The following is a 15,597-nucleotide window of genomic DNA, read 5'->3' on the forward strand; positions in this document are numbered from 1 at the left end:
CGTCAGCCGACGAAGCGGACGCCCTCGACGGCTTCCGCGAACCGGCCACGCATCACCGCGATCGCGTCCGCGCTGCTGTCGACCAGCAGGAACCGGCGGCCCAGAGCCGCCGCGACCGCCCCGGTCGTCCCGCTGCCCGCGAAGAAGTCGAGCACCCAGTCGCCTTCGCGGCTCGACGCCTGCACGATGCGGCGGAGGACCCCCTCCGGCTTCTGCGTGGGATAGCCGGTCCGCTCGCGCCCGGTCGGCGACACGATGGTGTGCCACCACACGTCGGTGGGCAGCTTGCCGAGCTCGGCCTTCTCGGGCGTGACGAGCCCGGGCGCCATGTACGGCTCGCGGTCGACCGCCGCAGAGTCGAAGTAGTAGGCCCCCGGGTTCTTCACGTACACGAGGATGGTGTCGTGCTTCGCGGGCCAGCGGTTCTTGGGCTTGGCACCGTAGTCGTAGGCCCACACGATCTCGTTGAGGAACGACTCGCGCCCGAAGAGCGCGTCGAGCAGCACCTTCGCGTAGTGCGACTCCCGATAGTCGAGGTGCAGGTACAGCGTGCCGGTGTCGGCGAGCAGCCTCCAGGCCTCGATCAGCCGCGGCTCGAGAAAGCCCCAGTAGTCCTCGAACCGGTCGTCGTAGCTCAGGAGGTCGCCCTTGATGCGCTCGTAGCTGCGGCCCTGGAACCCGATCACGCTGCCGGCACCGGCCTCCGCGCGCACGGCTTTCGTGCGCCGGCGCGCCTGCGGACGCCCGGTGTTGAAAGGAGGGTCGAGGTAGATGAGCTGGAAGGCGCCGGACGGGAGGCCGGTGACGACCTCCAGGTTGTCGGCGTGCACGACGGTGCTCGGGCCGTCCGGCTGCCACAGAGACCCGGGTGGGGCGGCAGCGGGTTCGGACATGGGTCCATTCTCGCGCATGGGCGGTCGCCGCGCGGGCGGAGGGTAGCCTGGCGGCATGACCCTGACCGTCGAGAAGCAGCCCGATCGCTCCCGCTACGCCCTGCTGAAGGACGGTGAGGTGATCGGCATCGCCGAATACGAGCTCCGCGACGACGCGATCGTGTTCACCCACACGGAGGTCGACCCCGAGAAGCGCGAGCGCGGCATGGCGTCCGAACTGGTGCAGACCGCGCTCGACGACGTGCGCGACCGCACCTCCCTCCGAGTCGTCGCGACCTGCCCGTACGTGCGGCGCTGGCTGCAGGACCACCCCGAGTACCAGGCGTTGCAGCGCCGCTGACCCCGGCCGGGGCACGGCGGCGTCAGGCGCGGTGGGAGGCCGACCTGCGCGTGGTGGCGCGGCCCTCCTCGGAAGGCGCGCGGCCTTCGGCGCGCTGGCCGCGACCGGCCGTGCCGACGTCGATCGTGATCTTGCCGGCCTCCCAGACGCCCTTCTCGCCGTCGCCGGGAAGCGGAGCGGGGGCCGGGAGGAAGGACTGCCGGTCGAGCTCCTGCTGGGCCTCGTGCCTCGTGGGCGCGAAGATCTCGTCGAACGAGCCGCCGATCGCGCCGCTCATCGTTCCAGAGCCGCGGGCGGCCTTGTTGGAGAGGTCGATCCAGCCGAGCTTCGCGCCGATCACGATCGCCACGACGAGCACGCCCACGACGACCAGGACCCACCAATTCACCCGTATAGGTTACCGGAGACCCGCGGGAGGCTCGGCGGACGCACAGGAAGGACCAAGGGACGGACCAAGGGACGGACCTAGGGCACGCGGTAGAGCCACTCGTCGGTCGCGAACTTCTCGACGACCAGACGCTCGGCCTCCGCGTACTCGGCCTCGGTGATGTCCCCCTCGGTGGCGCCGTACAGATTGCGGAAGGTCAGCTTGAGCTGCTCGATGATCTCCGCGCGGCTCAGACCGGTCTGACTGCGCAAAGGGTCTACCCGCTTCGCCGCGCTCGTGATGCCCTTGTCGCTGATCTTCTCGCGGCCGATGCGGAGCACCTCCGTCATCTTCTGGCCGTCCATGTCGTAGCTCATCGTCACGTGGTGCAGCACGGCGCCGGAGCCCAGGCGCTTCTGCGCGGCGCCGCCGATCTTGCCCTTCGGGCTGGTGATGTCGTTCAGCGGCACGTAGCTGGCATCGATCCCGAGCGACTTGAGTGCGACGATGGCCCATTCGTCGAGGAAGGCGTAGCTGTCGGCGAAGCTCATCCCCTGCACCAGGTCGGCCGGCGCGTAGATCGAATAGGTGACGACCGAGCCGGCCTCCATGAACATCGCGCCGCCTCCCGTGATGCGGCGGACGACCTGCACCCCGTACTTCTCGGCGTTGACGGGATCGACCTCGTTCTTCACGGACTGGAAGCTGCCGATCACGACGGCCGGTTCGTCCCACTCCCAGATGCGGAGGGTCGGGCCGCGGCGCCCCTCGCCGACCTCCGTCGTCAGCACTTCGTCGAGTGCCAGGTGCATTTGAGGGGAGACGGCCTTGGCGTGCACGATCTGCCAGTCGTAGTCGCGCCAGCTGGTGGCGCGGGCGAGTGCACGGCGCACGGCGACCGCGACGGCCTCCGGCGAGAACCCGAGCAGGAGGGCGCCCTCCGGCAGGGCCTCCTTGACCGCGGCGGCGATCGCCTTCGAGTCGCTCTCGGCCGGGAGGCCGTTGACGGCGGCGTCGATGGCCTCCAACGCTGTGTCGGGCTCGAGGAAGAAGTCGCCCGCCAGCCGGAATCCGGCGATCAGGCCGTCCACGACCTCCAGGTCGACGACGACGAGCTTGCCACCCGGCACCTTGTACTCACCATGCATGCCCCCAGCCTAGATCCGCGGCGGCTAGGTGCGGGCGGGGAGGCGCGGGTCGAGCCAGGCGGTGAGGTCGGCGTAGACCTCGAGGCGGTTGGTCTCGTTGAAGATCTCGTGGCGCGCGCCGGGGTAGACGATCGTCGTCACATCGCTGAGGCCCGAGCGCGTGCGATACGAATGCTCGAGCTTGCGCGCGGAGGCCTCCCCTCCGAGCGGGTCGTCGTCGCCCACCTGGATGAGCAGCGGGAGGTCGCGCGACAGGTGCCGGGCCGGGCGGCCGAGCAGTCGGGCGGCGTCGGCCATCCCGAACAGCTTCTGCAGCGGCACGAGGGTGCACAGCGGGTCGTCGATGAACGCCTGCGCGACGGCGGGGTCGCGGCTCAGCCACTCGGCGCCGGTGCTGCCGAGATTCGCGTGGCGCTTGTTGAGGTCGCCGCCGTTCATCGAACCGATCATCCGGTACGCGGTGCCGGAGAGCACGGCGGCGTCGTAGTCGGCCGAGTGGTGGTTGAGCGTCATCTGCCCCATCAGCGACCCCCAGCTGTGCCCGACGAACACGAGCGGCAGGTCGGGGTTCTCGTCGCGGATCAGGCGCGTGAACGCGCGCAGATCGCGGAGCGCGGCGCGCAGACCGCCCGGGCCGAGCCTCCCGAGCTTGGAGGCGTCGCCGTGCCACTGCTCCATCCCCGTGCGCCCGTGGCCGCGGTGGTCGTCGGCATAGACGAGGTACCCCTCGGCCACCAAGTGCTCGGCGAGCTCGCGGTAGCGCCCGGCATGCTCCCCCACACCGTGCGCGATCTGCACCGCCGCTCGCGGCCGGTCGACCGGGTACACGTCGAAGAAGATACGGAGGCCGTCGTCGGCGCTGAACTCTCGCTGCACGCGCTCATTCTGGCGTACGCGGAGAGCGAATGGAGTTTATTTAGCCAGCCTAATTTGTTAGGCTAACTATCTATGGGACGACTCTCGACGCACGACCTCAGCAGCGCGCTGCGCATCGCCGTCGCCCGTCTCTCACGCCGCCTGCGCGCCGAGAAGGCGGACGACGAGCTGAGCGACACCCAGACCTCCACGCTGGCGTTCCTCGTGCGCGAGGGGTCCGGCACGATCGGGAGGCTGAGCGAGCACGAGCGCGTCACCCCGCCCTCCATGAACCGCACCGTCAACCGCCTCGAGGAGGCCGGCTATGTGCGCCGCACCGCGGACGCGGTCGACGGACGCAAGGTGGTCGTCGTCCCCACCGAGTCGGGCCTGCGGCTCGTCACCGAGACGCGGCGCCGCCGCGATGCCTGGCTGCACCAGCGGCTGCGCACGCTGACCCCCGAGCAGCGCGAGACCCTCGCCGAGGCCGCCGCGATCATCCGAGAGCTCGCCGACTCGTGAGCGCGATGTTCCGATCGCTCGCCGGCGTCAACTACCGCATCTGGGCGGCGGGGGCGCTGGTCTCCAACGTCGGCACCTGGATGCAGCGCACGGCGCAGGACTGGATCGTCCTCACTCAGCTCACCCACAACAACGCCTCGGCCGTCGGCATCGTGATGGCGCTGCAGTTCGCGCCGCAGCTGCTCCTGCTGCCGGTGACGGGATGGGCGGCCGACCACCTCGACCGTCGGTGCCTGCTGATGCTGACGCAGGGGCTGATGGGGCTGCTCGGGCTCGGGCTCGGCGTCCTCACCGTCAGCGGGTCCGTGCAGCTGTGGCACGTCTACCTGTTCGCGCTGGCGCTCGGTGTCGTGGCGGCGTTCGACGCGCCCGCGCGACAGACCTTCGTGTCCGAGCTGGTCGCAGGCCCGAACCTGTCGAATGCGGTCGCCCTGAACTCGGCGTCGTTCAATGCCGCGCGGCTTCTCGGACCGGCCGTCGCGGGCCTCCTCGTCGCCGCGGTCGGCGCTGGGTGGGTCTTCCTCATCAACGCCGCCACCTTCGGGGCCGTGCTGCTGTCGCTGATGACACTGCGTAAGGAGAAGCTGTATCGATCCGAGCGCGCCAAGCGGTCCCGCGGCGGCCTGGTCGACGGCTTCCGGTATGTGCGGCGGCGGCCCGACCTCGTGGTCATCCTGGTCATGGTGTTCCTGATCGGAACCTTCGGTCTCAACTTCCCGATCTTCATCTCGACGATGTCGGTGAGCGTCTTCCACCAGGGCGCGGGCGAGTACGGCCTCCTCTCATCGATCATGGCGATCGGCTCGGTGGCCGGTGCGCTGCTCTCCGCCCGCCGTGAGCGGCCGCGGGTCTCGATGCTGTTCGCCGGCGCAGCCTTCTTCGGTGCGGGCTGCGCGATCGCCGCGGTCATGCCGACGTACTGGCTGTTCGCGATCGCGCTCATCATCATCGGCATCTCGTCGCAGACGTTGATGACCACGGCGAACGGCACGGTGCAGATGACGACCGACCCGGTGCTGCGAGGACGCGTGATGGCGATCTACATGGCGATCTTCATGGGCGGCACGCCCATCGGCGCGCCGATCGTCGGCTGGGTCGCCGACGCGTTCGGCCCGCGCTGGGCGATGGGCGTCGGGGCGGCGAGCGGATTCGCGGCTGCCCTCGTCGGCGTCTTCTACCTCGTGAAGTACCGCGGGATGCGCGTGCGCTTCACCGGGCTGCGGCCGCGCGTGGTGCTCACGCCGCGCGAGGAGGCCCGGGAGGAGCTGGAGGAGGCCGAGGCGACCGCGACGCGGGCCAGCTGACCGGCTGTGCGTGGGCGCGGGTGCTGCCGGCAACGGAGGAGATGCGGGGGCGCCGACGGCGTGTCGGCAGTTGCGGGAGGATATCCGGCCTCCCTCGTGCAGGTTCTCCTCCCTTGGCGACGCGCGCGGCGGCGGGTCAGCGGGCCGCGACCGTCGTGCGCATCACGCAGTTGACCGTGCCCTTCGGGCGGTCGTACTCGAACCCGGCCTCCTCGAACACCGTGCGCGTCATGCTGTAGAGGAAGGAGGGCGAGATGCGCTTGTCCGTCTGCCGCGGATAGCTCTCGACCGTCCCTCCCCCGGCCTCCGCGATCAGCTCGAGCGCGCCCGCGATAGCGATGCGCGCGACGCCCCGACCACGGTAGGCGCGGTCGACGAAGATGCACGTGATGCGGTAGTCCGGGAGGGCCTCCGCGGTCTCGAGATACTGCTTGCGGTGGTAGATGCCGGGGAGCTCCTCCGGGCTGCCGTACTGCGCCCAGCCGACTGCCCGGTCGCCGTCGAAGACGAGCGCGGCGTGCGCCTCACCGCGCTCGACCAGGTCGTGCTTGAACTCCTTGGTGAAGTCGGCCGGCCGCTCCGGCGCCGACTCCGGCGCCGAGTGCGTCTCGCGGTGGAACCACGTGCAGTAGCAGCCGCCGAAGCCGCCGCCGCCATGCCGATCGCACAGTGCGACGAACGCCTCCCACGTGGAGGGGTCGAGGGGGCGCACCTCATAGGTGACGGTCTCGGGCATTTCCCTCCTCTCCCGTGGCGCGAACGTACTCCGCGGCGTGAACTTACTCCGCGGCGGGCGCGCCGGCAACGGAGGATGTTCTTCGGCTGCGACGGCGCGTCGGCCGTCAACGGAGGAGATCCACGCCGCTGGCGGGCCGGTCTCCTCCGTTGGCGACGCCTCCGCTACCCGAAGGTGCGCGGGAAGAGCCGCGTGTCCAAGCGCTCGGCGGGCACGCGGAAATGGCTGCCGGGGAACCCGAGCAGCGCCTTCTCCGTGGACGCGAACGCGTCGAACAGTGCGAGCTGGTCGGCGCGTGAGATCTCCGGGTCATCTATCGGGAACAGGAACTCGAGCGGGATCGTCACCTGCCGGGCGGCCTCCAGCACGAAGGGGTGGGCGCCGATGCCGCCGAAGCTGGCAGCGCCGATGCGCGGCTCGGCAGCGGCGAGGGGGATGCCGATGGCCGACGCCAGCGTCATCCCGGTGTAGCCGACCGGGCCGGCGCCGATTTCGTCGCACTGCTGCAGCGCATCGAGCGTCGCCCGCCACTCGGGCACCGCACGGTCGGCGAGCGAGCCGTTGTACTCGGCGATGACGGGGTCGAGGGGCTCGCCGCGGTCGCGCGCGCCGAGCATCTCGTCGACCCACTGCTGATCGCGTGCCGACCGCGGTCTGTCGCCGTGGCCAGGCGCGTCGATCGCGGCGACGGCATAGCCGAGGTCGCGGACCAGCTTGTGCGCGCGGGCGACGAGCCCTGCGGCCTCCTTGTGGAGGCCGCCGCCATGCCCCGAGAGGATCAGCGGCGCGCCGGGCGTGGGTGAGGGTGAGGTCCAGAGGACGCCGGGGACGCCGTCCACGAGGAAGCCGCGACGGCGCACGCCGTCGTCGGTGGAATCATCGGTGAAGAGGTTCATGATGTCGCCTTTCGGAAGAAGCCTGAGCGGCGCTCCCGGCGACGTCGGTCAGTCGCGCGATAGTTCAGGGGACGGGGAGCACCCGTGCGTGTGTGCGATCACTGTGCTCACCTCCTCCGGTGGTTTCGAACCGTGCGCGAGCTTAGTGCCTCTCCGACATTTGCCGCAAATGATGCGTTGTGCACGCTGTATCGCCGCATTCGGCGGAAATCTCAGCGCCCCGGGGCTAGGAGCGCTAGGAGCGCTACGAGTACTCGGGGGGCCCGGTGCGGTAGCGCCAGGCGAGCTCGTTGTCGAGCACGAAGCGCGACAGCGTCTCGTCGTGCGGCAGCGCGTCGCCGACCGCGGCCTCCACCGCGGCGAGGAGTGCGCCCGCCGTCGATGGCGACGGCGACGCGATCACCGCGTCCAGCAGCGCCGCGAACCCGGGAGGCGCCGACGCCAGCCCCTCCACCCGCGCGCGCAGGTACTTCGGCCCGGGGAAGAACACCCGTTCCCGCGCGAGCAGCGCCCGCGCCGCCGAGGTCACCAGGTGCACCGACGCGTGCGCGAGCAGCAATGGGTCGCCGTGCTCGTACGCCTGCTGGAGGAAGTAGCCGCCGTGCAGCCGGCATTGCGCCACGAAGCCGGCGACGCGGTCCTCCCAGTCGGAGGCCGGCAGCTCGACGACCCGCGCGAGACGCGCCTCCAGGTCGGGCACCCGGCTGAACACCACACGCGCCGACGCGAAGGAGTCGCGCACCGGGTCGTCGCCGCGCTCGGCGGCGTCGTCGAGGTAGGAGAGCGTCGCCAGCTTGATGTCGAAGTAGCCCTCGTCGTAGCCGATGCCGTCGGTGCTCGTGAACATCAGCCGCCGCGCCGCGTACGCTTCGCTCCAGCGCTCCTCGGTGACCACGAGGTAGAGGTCGACGTCCGAATCCGGGCGCTCCGCTCCGCGCGCGACCGAGCCGCTGACGATGACGGCGAGCACCTCGGGGTCGGCCGACACGTCGGCGACATAGCGGGCGATCGCCCGCTCGTGATGCTCCATCAGCGCACGCTCACGTGCGCGGGCTCGTACCGCACCGGCGCGTAGTTGCGCGCGACCAGGGCTCGGAGCGTCTCCAGGTCGCCGGAGAGCAGGCCTGCGGATCGCGCCTGCACGAGGGCGTTGCCGAGGGCGGTCGCCTCCACGGGCCCGGCCAGTACCGGCAGCCCGCTGCGGTCGGCCGTCGCCTGGCAGAGCAGCGCGTTGCGCGCTCCCCCTCCGACGATGTGCACCGTCTCCACCGGCACACCCGACAGCTCGGACGCGGTGCGCACCGAAGCGGCGAACGCCTCCGCCAGGCTCTCGATGATCACCCGCACCATGCCGGCCGGGCTCGCCGGGGCACGGAGGCCGCGCTCGGCGAACCAGCCTCCGATACGCGACGGGAGGTCGCCCGGCGCCAGGAAACGCGGGTCGTCGGCGTCGAACAGCTCCGACGGACGCGGTAGCTCGGATGCCTCGGCGAGCAGGCTCTCCAGACTCACGTGGAGGCCGCGCCGCTGCCACTCGCGGATGGACTCGCTCAGCAACCACAGCCCCATCACGTTGTGGAGGTAGCGGATGCGGCCGTCCACGCCGCCCTCGTTCGTGAAGTTGGCGGCGCGGCCTTCGTCGCTGACGACCCGATGCGACAGCTCGACGCCCACCAGGCCCCAGGTTCCGCACGAGATGTAGGCGGCGCGGGAGGCCTCCATCGGCACGGCGACGACGGCCGAGGCAGTGTCGTGCGATCCGACCGCGGTGACCGCGGGGCCGGCGCCGCCGAACGGGAGGTCGAGCGCCGGCAGCAGCGAGCCGACGGCCGTTCCGGCGTCGACCAGCGGCGCGAACAGCGAGCGCCGCAGCCCCAGCCGCGAGATGAGGGGGTCGTTCCACGTCCCGTCCGCGGTGAGCAGCCCGGTCGTGGAGGCGTTGGAGCGCTCGGCGATCGCCTGCCCGCTCAGCCAGTAGGTGACGAGGTCGGGGACGAGCAGGAACCCGTCGGCCGCCTCCGACACCCCGGTCTCCTGGTCGTGCGCCAACTGGTACAGCGAGTTGAAGGGGAGGAACTGGAGGCCGCCCTCCCGGTACAGCTCCTCCGGCGACACCCGGTCGTGCACCAGCGCGACGCCCTCCTCTGTGCGCTCGTCGCGGTAGTGGTACGGCTCACCCAACAGCCGGCCGGCGCGCAGCAGCCCGTAGTCGACCGCCCACGCGTCGACGCCGACGCTCGCGAGGCCCGGCTCGGACCGGGCGACCGCGCCCAGCCCCTCCAGCACGCGGGAGAACAGCCCGGTCAGATCCCAGTGCAGAGCCGCACGGCCCCCCTCCCACAGCCGCACGGGTGTGTTGACGAAGCGTGCCGCCTCGGTGAGCTCGAGGGTGTTCGCCCCGACGCGGGCGTGCATGACGCGCCCGCTGGTCGCGCCGAGGTCGACCGCGGCGACCGCGCCCGACGCGGAAGCTCCGGCACTCATCGCACGGTCCCGTTCATCGGAGGAAGGCCGCCGCGACGCCCGCGTCGACGGGGATGTGGAGGCCGGTGGTGTGGTCGAGGTCGCTGGAGGTGAGCACGGCGACCGCGTTGGCGACGTTCTCGGGCAGCACCTCCCGCTTCAGCAGGGTGCGCTGCGCGTAGTACTTACCCAGCTCCTCCTCGGGCACGCCGTAGACGGCGGCGCGCTTGGCGCCCCAGCCACCGGCGAAGATGCCGGAGCCGCGCACGACGCCGTCGGGGTTGATGCCGTTGACCTTGACGCCGTAATCGCCGAGCTCGGCGGCCAGCAGCCGCACCTGGTGGGCCTGGTCGGCCTTGGTGGCGGAGTAGGCGATGTTGTTCGGGCCGGCGAAGACCGAGTTCTTGGAGGAGATGTAGACGATGTCGCCGCCGAGGCCCTGCTCGATGAGGACTTTCGCGGCCGCCTTCGAGACGAGGAACGAGCCCTTGGCCATGACGTCGTGCTGGAGGTCCCAGTCCGCCTCGGTCGTCTCCAGCAGCGGCTTGGAGATCGAAAGACCGGCGTTGTTGACGATCAGGTCGAGGCCGCCGAACTGCAGCAGCGCCTCCTGGATGCCGTCGGCGATGTCCTTCTCGCTGGTGACGTTCGCCGCCACGCCGATCGCGACGTCTGTGCTGCCGAGCTCGGCCGCGGCGGCCTGCGCCTTCTCGAGGTCGAGGTCGGCGATGACCACGCAGGCGCCCTCGGCCGCGAGCCGGGTGGCGATGGCCTTGCCGATGCCGGAAGCCGCGCCGGTGACGAGCGCGATGCGGCCCGCGTGCGACTTGGGCTTCGGCATCCGCTGCAGCTTGGCCTCCTCGAGCGACCAGTACTCGATGTTGAACTTCTCCGCGTCGGAGATCGGAGCGTAGGTCGACAGCGCCTCCGCGCGGCGCATCACGTTGATGGCATTGATGTAGAACTCGCCGGCGACGCGGGCCGTCTGCTTGTCCTTGCCGTAGGAGAACATCCCGACGCCCGGGATCAGCACGATCGCCGGGTCGGCGCCGCGCATCGCGGGCGACTCGGGCGTCGCGTACTGCTCGTAGTAGGCGGTGTACTCGGCACGGTACTGCTCGTGCAGCACCTGCAGCCGCTCGATCGACTCCTCCACGGAGGCGTCGGCCGGCAGGTCGAGGATCAACGGCTTGACCTTCGTGCGCAGGAAGTGGTCCGGGCAGGAGGTGCCGAGCGCGCCGAGCCGCGAGTGCTCCTCCGAGGCGAGGAAGTCGAGCACGACGTCGTCGTCGGTGAACGAGCCGACCTGCGGCTTGTCCGTGGACGCCAGCCCGCGGATCGTCGGCGCCAGCGCGGCGGCCTTCGCGCGGCGCTCGGCGGCGGCGAGGGGTTCGTTGGCCGCGATGCGCGGGCCGAACGGCTCGGGACGCCCGTGTTCCTCGATGTAGTCGGCGGCCGTCTGGATGATCCACAGCGAGTTGGCCTCGGCCTCCTCGGAGGTGTCGCCCCACGCCGTGATGCCGTGCCCGCCGAGCACGGTGCCGATCGCGTCCGGGTTCGCCGCCTTGATCGCGGCGATGTCGAGGCCTAGCTGGAAGCCCGGACGACGCCACGGCACCCACACCACTTTGCCGCCGAACACCTTCTCGGTCAGCGCCTCCCCGTCGGCGGCCGTCGCGATCGCGATGCCCGAGTCCGGGTGCAGGTGGTCGACGTGCGCGGCGTCGACCAGGCCGTGCATGGCCGTGTCGATCGACGGTGCGGCTCCGCCCTTGCCGTGCAGCGTGTAATCGAACGCGGCGACCATCTCGTCCTCGCGCTCCACGCCCGGGTACACGTTCTGGAGGGCGCGCAGGCGGTCGAGCCGCAGCACGGCGAGCCCGGCCTCCGTCAGGGTGCCGAGATCGCCTCCTGAGCCCTTGACCCACAGCAGCTCGACCGGCTCACCGGTCACCGGGTCGGTCTCGGTGCCCTTGGCGGAGGTGTTGCCCCCGGCGTAGTTCGTGTTCTTCGGGTCGGCGCCGAGGCGGTTCGACCGGGCCAGGAGGGCCGCGACGGTCTCGTTCGTCATTCTGCGTGTGTCCTTCGGTGATGGTCGGCGCTCAGGCGCCCCAGCCGGCCTGGGTGCCGCCGACGCGCTCGGTCTCGATCTTCTGCTGGTAGCCGGAGGCCTTGTAGGCGGCCATCGGGTCGGCCGGGAGGCCGCGCGACTCACGGAAGGCGGCCAGGTCGGCGCGCACGTCGGTGTTGAACGCGTCCATGAACACGGTGTTGGCGGCGAGCACGTCGCCGGCGACCTGGGCGGCGGCCAAGGCCTCCGTGTCGACCAGCAGCGCCTTGGCGGTGGCCTCCTGGACGTTGAGCACCGAGCGGATCTGGCCCGGGATCTTCGCCTCCAGATTGTGGCACTGGTCGAGCATGAACGCGACGTCCGGGTTGGCGTAGCCGCCGCCCTGGATCACCTCGAAGATGATCCGGAACAGCTGGAAGGGGTCGGCGGCGCCCACGATCAGGTCGTCGTCGGCGTAGAAGCGGCTGTTGAAGTCGAACGAGCCGAGCTTGCCCAGGCGCAGCAGCTGCATGACGATGAACTCGATGTTGGTGCCCGGCGCGTGGTGACCGGTGTCGAGGCACACGACCGCACGGTCGCCCAGAGCTGCGGTCTGCACGTAGCTGGTCCCCCAGTCCGGAACATCGGTGTGGTAGAACGCCGGCTCGAAGAACTTGTACTCCAGCACCAGCCGCTGGCCCTCGCCGATGCGCTCGTAGATCTTCTGGAGGCTGTCGGCCAGGCGGTCCTGCCGGGCGCGCATCGAGTCCTGGCCCGGGTAGTTCGTGCCGTCGGCGAGCCAGATCTTCAGGTCGCGCGACCCGGTCTCGTTCATGATGTCGATGCACTCGAAGTGGTGATCGATCGCCTTCTGACGGATGCGGTCGTCCCAGTGGGTGACCGAGCCGAACTTGTAGTCGTCGTCCTGGAACGTGTTCGAGTTCACCGTGCCGAGCTCGACCCCGTTGTCCTGGGCGTGCTTGCGCAGATCGGCGTAGGAGTCGACCTTGTCCCACGGGATGTGCAGGGCGACCGTGGGCGCCAGCCCGGTGTGCTTGTGCACCTGGGCGGCGTCCGAGATCTTCTCGTACGGGTCGCGGGCCGTGCCCGGCGTGCCGAACACGCGGAAGCGCGTGCCGGAGTTGCCGAACGCCCACGAAGGGAGCTCGATCGCCTGCAGCGCGAGCTGCGAGCGGATGTCGTCGGTGAGGGTCATGGTCTCCCTTTCGTCGTTGTCCTGATGCATGTGGGGCGGCGTGCGAGGCCGCTCAGTGGAGGTGGAAGTATTCGGTCAGCCGCTTCATGGTGGAGTCGGGAGCGGCCTCCTCGGCGAAGTAGCCGACCATGGTCGCCTGCCAGCGCGCGTTGACCTCGTGCTCGTTCATCGCGGCGATCGCGCCCTCGAAGTCGTCGGTCTCCACGACGCCGACGACCAGTGCCGCCTCCGGATCGACGAAGAGCGAGTAGTTCGACCAGCCGCTCTCGCGGAGCGCATCGAGCATCTCCGGCCAGACGGTCTCGTGCGCGGCCAGGTAGTCGTCCACGCGCTCCGGCTTCAGCCGCATCGTGAAGCAGACCCGTTCCACGTCAACTCCCTCGTCGTTCTGAATCGATTCAAGATGAATCGATTCAAAGGATAACACAGTGTGCGAAGCAGCACGCGGCGCGGTCGTCGAGCAGAGACGTCCGCGCCGCATGCCGATCACCTCCCGATCGCTCAGCGCATCGCGCCGATGGATGCGGGAATCTCCGCGGTGACTGAGACCGGCCCACCGCTCAACTGCTGGTCTTCGCGCCCGGGCAGCCGCAGGATGCCCTCCACGCCCTCCGGGAGCTCGGCGTCGACCGTCAGGAGGTCGCCGTCGAGACTCCAGCGCACCGAGACCCGCCCGTGCGGGGTCTCGAGCGAGGTGGCCGCCTCGGTCAGACCTCCTCCGGGCTGCGGGGCGACGAGCACCGACGCGTAGCCCGGCTTCAGCGGGGCGAGCCCGCCGACGACGCGGTGCATCCAGTCGGCGACCGCACCGAGCGCGTAGTGGTTGAACGAGGTCATCTCACCCGGATTGATGGTGCCGTCCGGCAGCATCGAGTCCCAGCGCTCCCAGACCGTGGTCGCGCCCATGGTGACCGGGTAGAGCCACGACGGGCACTCCTTCTCCAGCAGCAGCCGGTAGGCGACGTCGGTGCGGCCGGTCTTCGTGAGCGCGTCCGCGATGAACGGCGTGCCGGCGAAGCCCGTCGAGATGCGGTAGCCGGCTTCGGCCGCGAGCTCCGCGAGCCGGTCGCCCGCGACCTCCTCGTCGGCCGCGTCGAGCAGCCCGAACTGGATCGCCAGCGCGTACACCGTTGTGCAGTCGCTCTTCACGATTCCGTCCCGCACGTACTCGCGGTCGAAGGCCTCCCGGAGGCCATCGGCGATGGCGCGGAACTCCGCCTCCTCGTCAGGGCGGCCGAGCAGTGCGGCCGTGTCCGCCACGACCCGCGCGGAGTAGTAGGCGCACGCGGTCGCCACGACGCCCTTGTCGGCCTTCGCGGCGGCGGGGTTCTCCGGCGGGGCGTCCGGATCGAGCCAGTCGCCGAACTGGAAGTTCGCGTCCCACACGCCGCTCGGCGAGAGCAGCGACTTCACGCGGCGGACGTGCGAGGTCATCGACCCGAACTGCCGTTCGAGCACCGCGGTGTCGCCGTACGCCTGGTAGAGCGTCCACGGCACCCACACCGCGGCGTCCGACCAGATCGCCGTCGAGTCCGGCTCGCCGAACTCCGACGAGCGGTCGCGGTCGTGGTACTTGAGCACATCCGGGATGACGAAGCCGACGATCCCGTCGTGGTGCTGCTGCTCGAGGTCGAGATCGACCAGCCAGTCGGAGAGGAACGCGTCCACGTCGTACAGGAACGCCGCCGTCGGCGCGAACGCCGCGATGTCGCCGGTCCAGCCCAGGCGCTCGTCGCGCTGCGGGCAGTCGGTGGGCACGTCGAGGAAGTTGCCGCGCATCCCCCAGACCACGTTCTCGTGGAACTGGTTGAGCAGAGGATCGGAGGTGCTGAACTCGCCGATGCGGGTCAGCTCCGAACCGACCGCGATCGCCGTCAGGTCCTCGGCCTTCAGCTCGCCCGGCCAGCCCGAGACCTCCGCGTAGCGGAAGCCGTGGAAGGTGAACGTGGGCTCGAACTCGTCCGTGCCTCCGCTCAGGATGTAGCGGTCGGTGGCCTTCGCGGAGCGCAGCGGCCGCACGCCCAGTTCGCCGTGCTCGAGCACCTCCGCGTGCCGGATGGTCACCTCCGTGCCCGCCGGGCCCTGCACGCGCACCTTGATCCAGCCGACGAGGTTCTGCCCGAAGTCGACGAGCGTCTTGCCCGACGGGGAGGTGCTGATCTCCTGCACGGGGAGGCTCGCCCAGCGCTTCACGGACGGGCCGATGTACGGCTCCAGCTTCGCGGCGTCGAACTCGAGCGCGTGCGCGCCGGTCCAGCCCTCGCCGGAGAAGCCGGGCTTCTTCCACGCGTCGTCCCGGAGGCGGGCGTCGATCGTCTCGCCGTCGTACAGGTCGTTCGCGAGCACGGCGCTCGGACCGCTAGCCCAGCTGTCGTCGGTGACGACGAGCTGAGTGCTGCCGTCGGCGAATTCGACCTCCAGCTGTGCGAAAGCGCCGATCGCGTCGCCGTACCAGGAGCCGCCGCCCGACCAGCCGAGACGGCCGCCGAACCAGCCCTTGCCGAGCGCGATGCCGAGCACGGTCGAGCCCTCACCGGCGCTCGCCTCCACCAGCGCGGTGACGTCGTAGGTCGCGTAGCGCAGGCGCCACTCGTAGCTGCTCCAGCCCGGCGTGAGCACGTCGTCGGAGACGGCGCGGCCGTTCAGCCAGGCCTCCACCACCCCCTGGGCGCTGAGTGCGAGGGTGGCTCGGGTGACGGCGCCGTGGCCGTCCTCGAGCGAGAACTCCCTCCGCAGCAGCGGAGCCCCGGCGAAGTCCTCGTCCGCGGCGATCATCTGGGCGTGCCAAGTCATAGTTTCCGTCTCCG

The 15,597-nt window shown here is 70.4% G+C and carries 15 protein-coding genes; 3 read left to right on the forward strand and 12 right to left on the reverse strand.

The window, feature by feature from the left end; all coding sequences use genetic code 11:
• Nucleotides 1-2 precede the first annotated feature (2 nt).
• A complete protein-coding gene (locus ASF88_RS16910; protein WP_055921486.1) occupies nucleotides 3-893 on the reverse strand; it encodes a DNA-methyltransferase in 891 nt (296 codons plus the stop codon).
• Between the two features lie 55 nt (nucleotides 894-948).
• On the opposite strand from ASF88_RS16910, the gene ASF88_RS16915 reads away from it, so the two are divergent.
• Nucleotides 949-1,233 carry a GNAT family N-acetyltransferase gene (locus ASF88_RS16915; RefSeq protein ID WP_055921489.1) on the forward strand — a complete coding sequence of 95 codons (285 nt, stop codon included), beginning with the start codon at nucleotides 949-951 and terminating at the stop codon, nucleotides 1,231-1,233.
• A 22-nt stretch (nucleotides 1,234-1,255) separates the two neighbouring features.
• Here ASF88_RS16915 and ASF88_RS16920 read toward each other — a convergent pair whose 3' ends face one another.
• The 3 genes from ASF88_RS16920 to ASF88_RS16930 all read right to left on the reverse strand — a co-directional run bounded on the left by ASF88_RS16920 (nucleotide 1,256) and on the right by ASF88_RS16930 (nucleotide 3,624).
• Nucleotides 1,256-1,621: a hypothetical protein gene (locus ASF88_RS16920; RefSeq protein ID WP_200935315.1), complete on the reverse strand. Its 366-nt coding sequence runs from the start codon at nucleotides 1,619-1,621 to the stop codon at nucleotides 1,256-1,258.
• A gap of 77 nt (nucleotides 1,622-1,698) precedes the next feature.
• Nucleotides 1,699-2,748 carry a lipoate--protein ligase family protein gene (locus tag ASF88_RS16925; protein WP_055921492.1) on the reverse strand — a complete coding sequence of 350 codons (1,050 nt, stop codon included), beginning with the start codon at nucleotides 2,746-2,748 and terminating at the stop codon, nucleotides 1,699-1,701.
• 24 nt (nucleotides 2,749-2,772) lie between these two features.
• Nucleotides 2,773-3,624: an alpha/beta fold hydrolase gene (locus ASF88_RS16930; protein ID WP_055921495.1), complete on the reverse strand. Its 852-nt coding sequence runs from the start codon at nucleotides 3,622-3,624 to the stop codon at nucleotides 2,773-2,775.
• 72 nt (nucleotides 3,625-3,696) lie between these two features.
• Between ASF88_RS16930 and ASF88_RS16935 the strand changes: the two genes are divergently transcribed.
• Both ASF88_RS16935 and ASF88_RS16940 read left to right on the forward strand, forming a co-directional pair.
• The gene (locus ASF88_RS16935; RefSeq protein ID WP_055921498.1) at nucleotides 3,697-4,125 is read left to right on the forward strand and encodes a MarR family winged helix-turn-helix transcriptional regulator; all 429 of its coding nucleotides are present in this window, start codon (nucleotides 3,697-3,699) and stop codon (nucleotides 4,123-4,125) included.
• 5 nt (nucleotides 4,126-4,130) lie between these two features.
• Nucleotides 4,131-5,429: an MFS transporter gene (locus ASF88_RS16940; RefSeq protein ID WP_055923020.1), complete on the forward strand. Its 1,299-nt coding sequence runs from the start codon at nucleotides 4,131-4,133 to the stop codon at nucleotides 5,427-5,429.
• Nucleotides 5,430-5,565: 136 nt separating this feature from the next.
• Here the strand turns inward: ASF88_RS16940 and ASF88_RS16945 are convergent, their stop codons facing one another.
• The 8 genes from ASF88_RS16945 to ASF88_RS16980 all read right to left on the reverse strand — a co-directional run bounded on the left by ASF88_RS16945 (nucleotide 5,566) and on the right by ASF88_RS16980 (nucleotide 15,583).
• Nucleotides 5,566-6,165, reverse strand: a complete 600-nt coding sequence (locus ASF88_RS16945; RefSeq protein ID WP_055921502.1) for a GNAT family N-acetyltransferase — start codon at nucleotides 6,163-6,165, stop codon at nucleotides 5,566-5,568.
• 164 nt (nucleotides 6,166-6,329) lie between these two features.
• The gene (locus ASF88_RS16950; protein WP_055921505.1) at nucleotides 6,330-7,061 is read right to left on the reverse strand and encodes a dienelactone hydrolase family protein; all 732 of its coding nucleotides are present in this window, start codon (nucleotides 7,059-7,061) and stop codon (nucleotides 6,330-6,332) included.
• A gap of 244 nt (nucleotides 7,062-7,305) precedes the next feature.
• A complete protein-coding gene (locus tag ASF88_RS16955; protein WP_055921508.1) occupies nucleotides 7,306-8,091 on the reverse strand; it encodes a nucleotidyltransferase domain-containing protein in 786 nt (261 codons plus the stop codon).
• Nucleotides 8,091-9,545, reverse strand: coding sequence for a rhamnulokinase (locus tag ASF88_RS16960; protein WP_055921511.1), 1,455 nt, complete (start codon nucleotides 9,543-9,545; stop codon nucleotides 8,091-8,093). Before ASF88_RS16960 ends, ASF88_RS16955 begins: the two co-directional genes overlap by 1 nt.
• Before the next feature lie 13 nt (nucleotides 9,546-9,558).
• A complete protein-coding gene (locus ASF88_RS16965) occupies nucleotides 9,559-11,595 on the reverse strand; it encodes a bifunctional rhamnulose-1-phosphate aldolase/short-chain dehydrogenase (RefSeq protein WP_055921513.1) in 2,037 nt (678 codons plus the stop codon).
• A 31-nt stretch (nucleotides 11,596-11,626) separates the two neighbouring features.
• Nucleotides 11,627-12,790 carry an L-rhamnose isomerase gene (rhaI, locus tag ASF88_RS16970; RefSeq protein WP_055921514.1) on the reverse strand — a complete coding sequence of 388 codons (1,164 nt, stop codon included), beginning with the start codon at nucleotides 12,788-12,790 and terminating at the stop codon, nucleotides 11,627-11,629.
• A 52-nt stretch (nucleotides 12,791-12,842) separates the two neighbouring features.
• The gene (locus tag ASF88_RS16975) at nucleotides 12,843-13,160 is read right to left on the reverse strand and encodes an L-rhamnose mutarotase (RefSeq protein WP_200935316.1); all 318 of its coding nucleotides are present in this window, start codon (nucleotides 13,158-13,160) and stop codon (nucleotides 12,843-12,845) included.
• A gap of 131 nt (nucleotides 13,161-13,291) precedes the next feature.
• Nucleotides 13,292-15,583, reverse strand: a complete 2,292-nt coding sequence (locus tag ASF88_RS16980) for an alpha-L-rhamnosidase (RefSeq protein WP_055921518.1) — start codon at nucleotides 15,581-15,583, stop codon at nucleotides 13,292-13,294.
• Nucleotides 15,584-15,597 lie beyond the last annotated feature (14 nt).

Origin of the sequence: Leifsonia sp. Leaf336 (assembly GCF_001423695.1) — a bacterium.
Taxonomy (GTDB): domain Bacteria; phylum Actinomycetota; class Actinomycetes; order Actinomycetales; family Microbacteriaceae; genus Leifsonia.

What these genes read in the sequence shown, in the direction of transcription:
- ASF88_RS16910 (WP_055921486.1), bottom strand. Translation starts at nt 893, where the DNA reads ATGTCCGAACCCGCTGCCGCCCCACCCGGGTCTCTGTGGCAGCCGGAC.
- ASF88_RS16915 (WP_055921489.1), top strand. Translation starts at nt 949, where the DNA reads ATGACCCTGACCGTCGAGAAGCAGCCCGATCGCTCCCGCTACGCCCTG.
- ASF88_RS16925 (WP_055921492.1), bottom strand. Translation starts at nt 2,748, where the DNA reads ATGCATGGTGAGTACAAGGTGCCGGGTGGCAAGCTCGTCGTCGTCGAC.
- ASF88_RS16935 (WP_055921498.1), top strand. Translation starts at nt 3,697, where the DNA reads ATGGGACGACTCTCGACGCACGACCTCAGCAGCGCGCTGCGCATCGCC.
- ASF88_RS16940 (WP_055923020.1), top strand. Translation starts at nt 4,131, where the DNA reads ATGTTCCGATCGCTCGCCGGCGTCAACTACCGCATCTGGGCGGCGGGG.
- ASF88_RS16945 (WP_055921502.1), bottom strand. Translation starts at nt 6,165, where the DNA reads ATGCCCGAGACCGTCACCTATGAGGTGCGCCCCCTCGACCCCTCCACG.
- ASF88_RS16950 (WP_055921505.1), bottom strand. Translation starts at nt 7,061, where the DNA reads ATGAACCTCTTCACCGATGATTCCACCGACGACGGCGTGCGCCGTCGC.
- ASF88_RS16955 (WP_055921508.1), bottom strand. Translation starts at nt 8,091, where the DNA reads ATGGAGCATCACGAGCGGGCGATCGCCCGCTATGTCGCCGACGTGTCG.
- ASF88_RS16960 (WP_055921511.1), bottom strand. Translation starts at nt 9,545, where the DNA reads ATGAGTGCCGGAGCTTCCGCGTCGGGCGCGGTCGCCGCGGTCGACCTC.
- ASF88_RS16965 (WP_055921513.1), bottom strand. Translation starts at nt 11,595, where the DNA reads ATGACGAACGAGACCGTCGCGGCCCTCCTGGCCCGGTCGAACCGCCTC.
- rhaI (WP_055921514.1), bottom strand. Translation starts at nt 12,790, where the DNA reads ATGACCCTCACCGACGACATCCGCTCGCAGCTCGCGCTGCAGGCGATC.
- ASF88_RS16980 (WP_055921518.1), bottom strand. Translation starts at nt 15,583, where the DNA reads ATGACTTGGCACGCCCAGATGATCGCCGCGGACGAGGACTTCGCCGGG.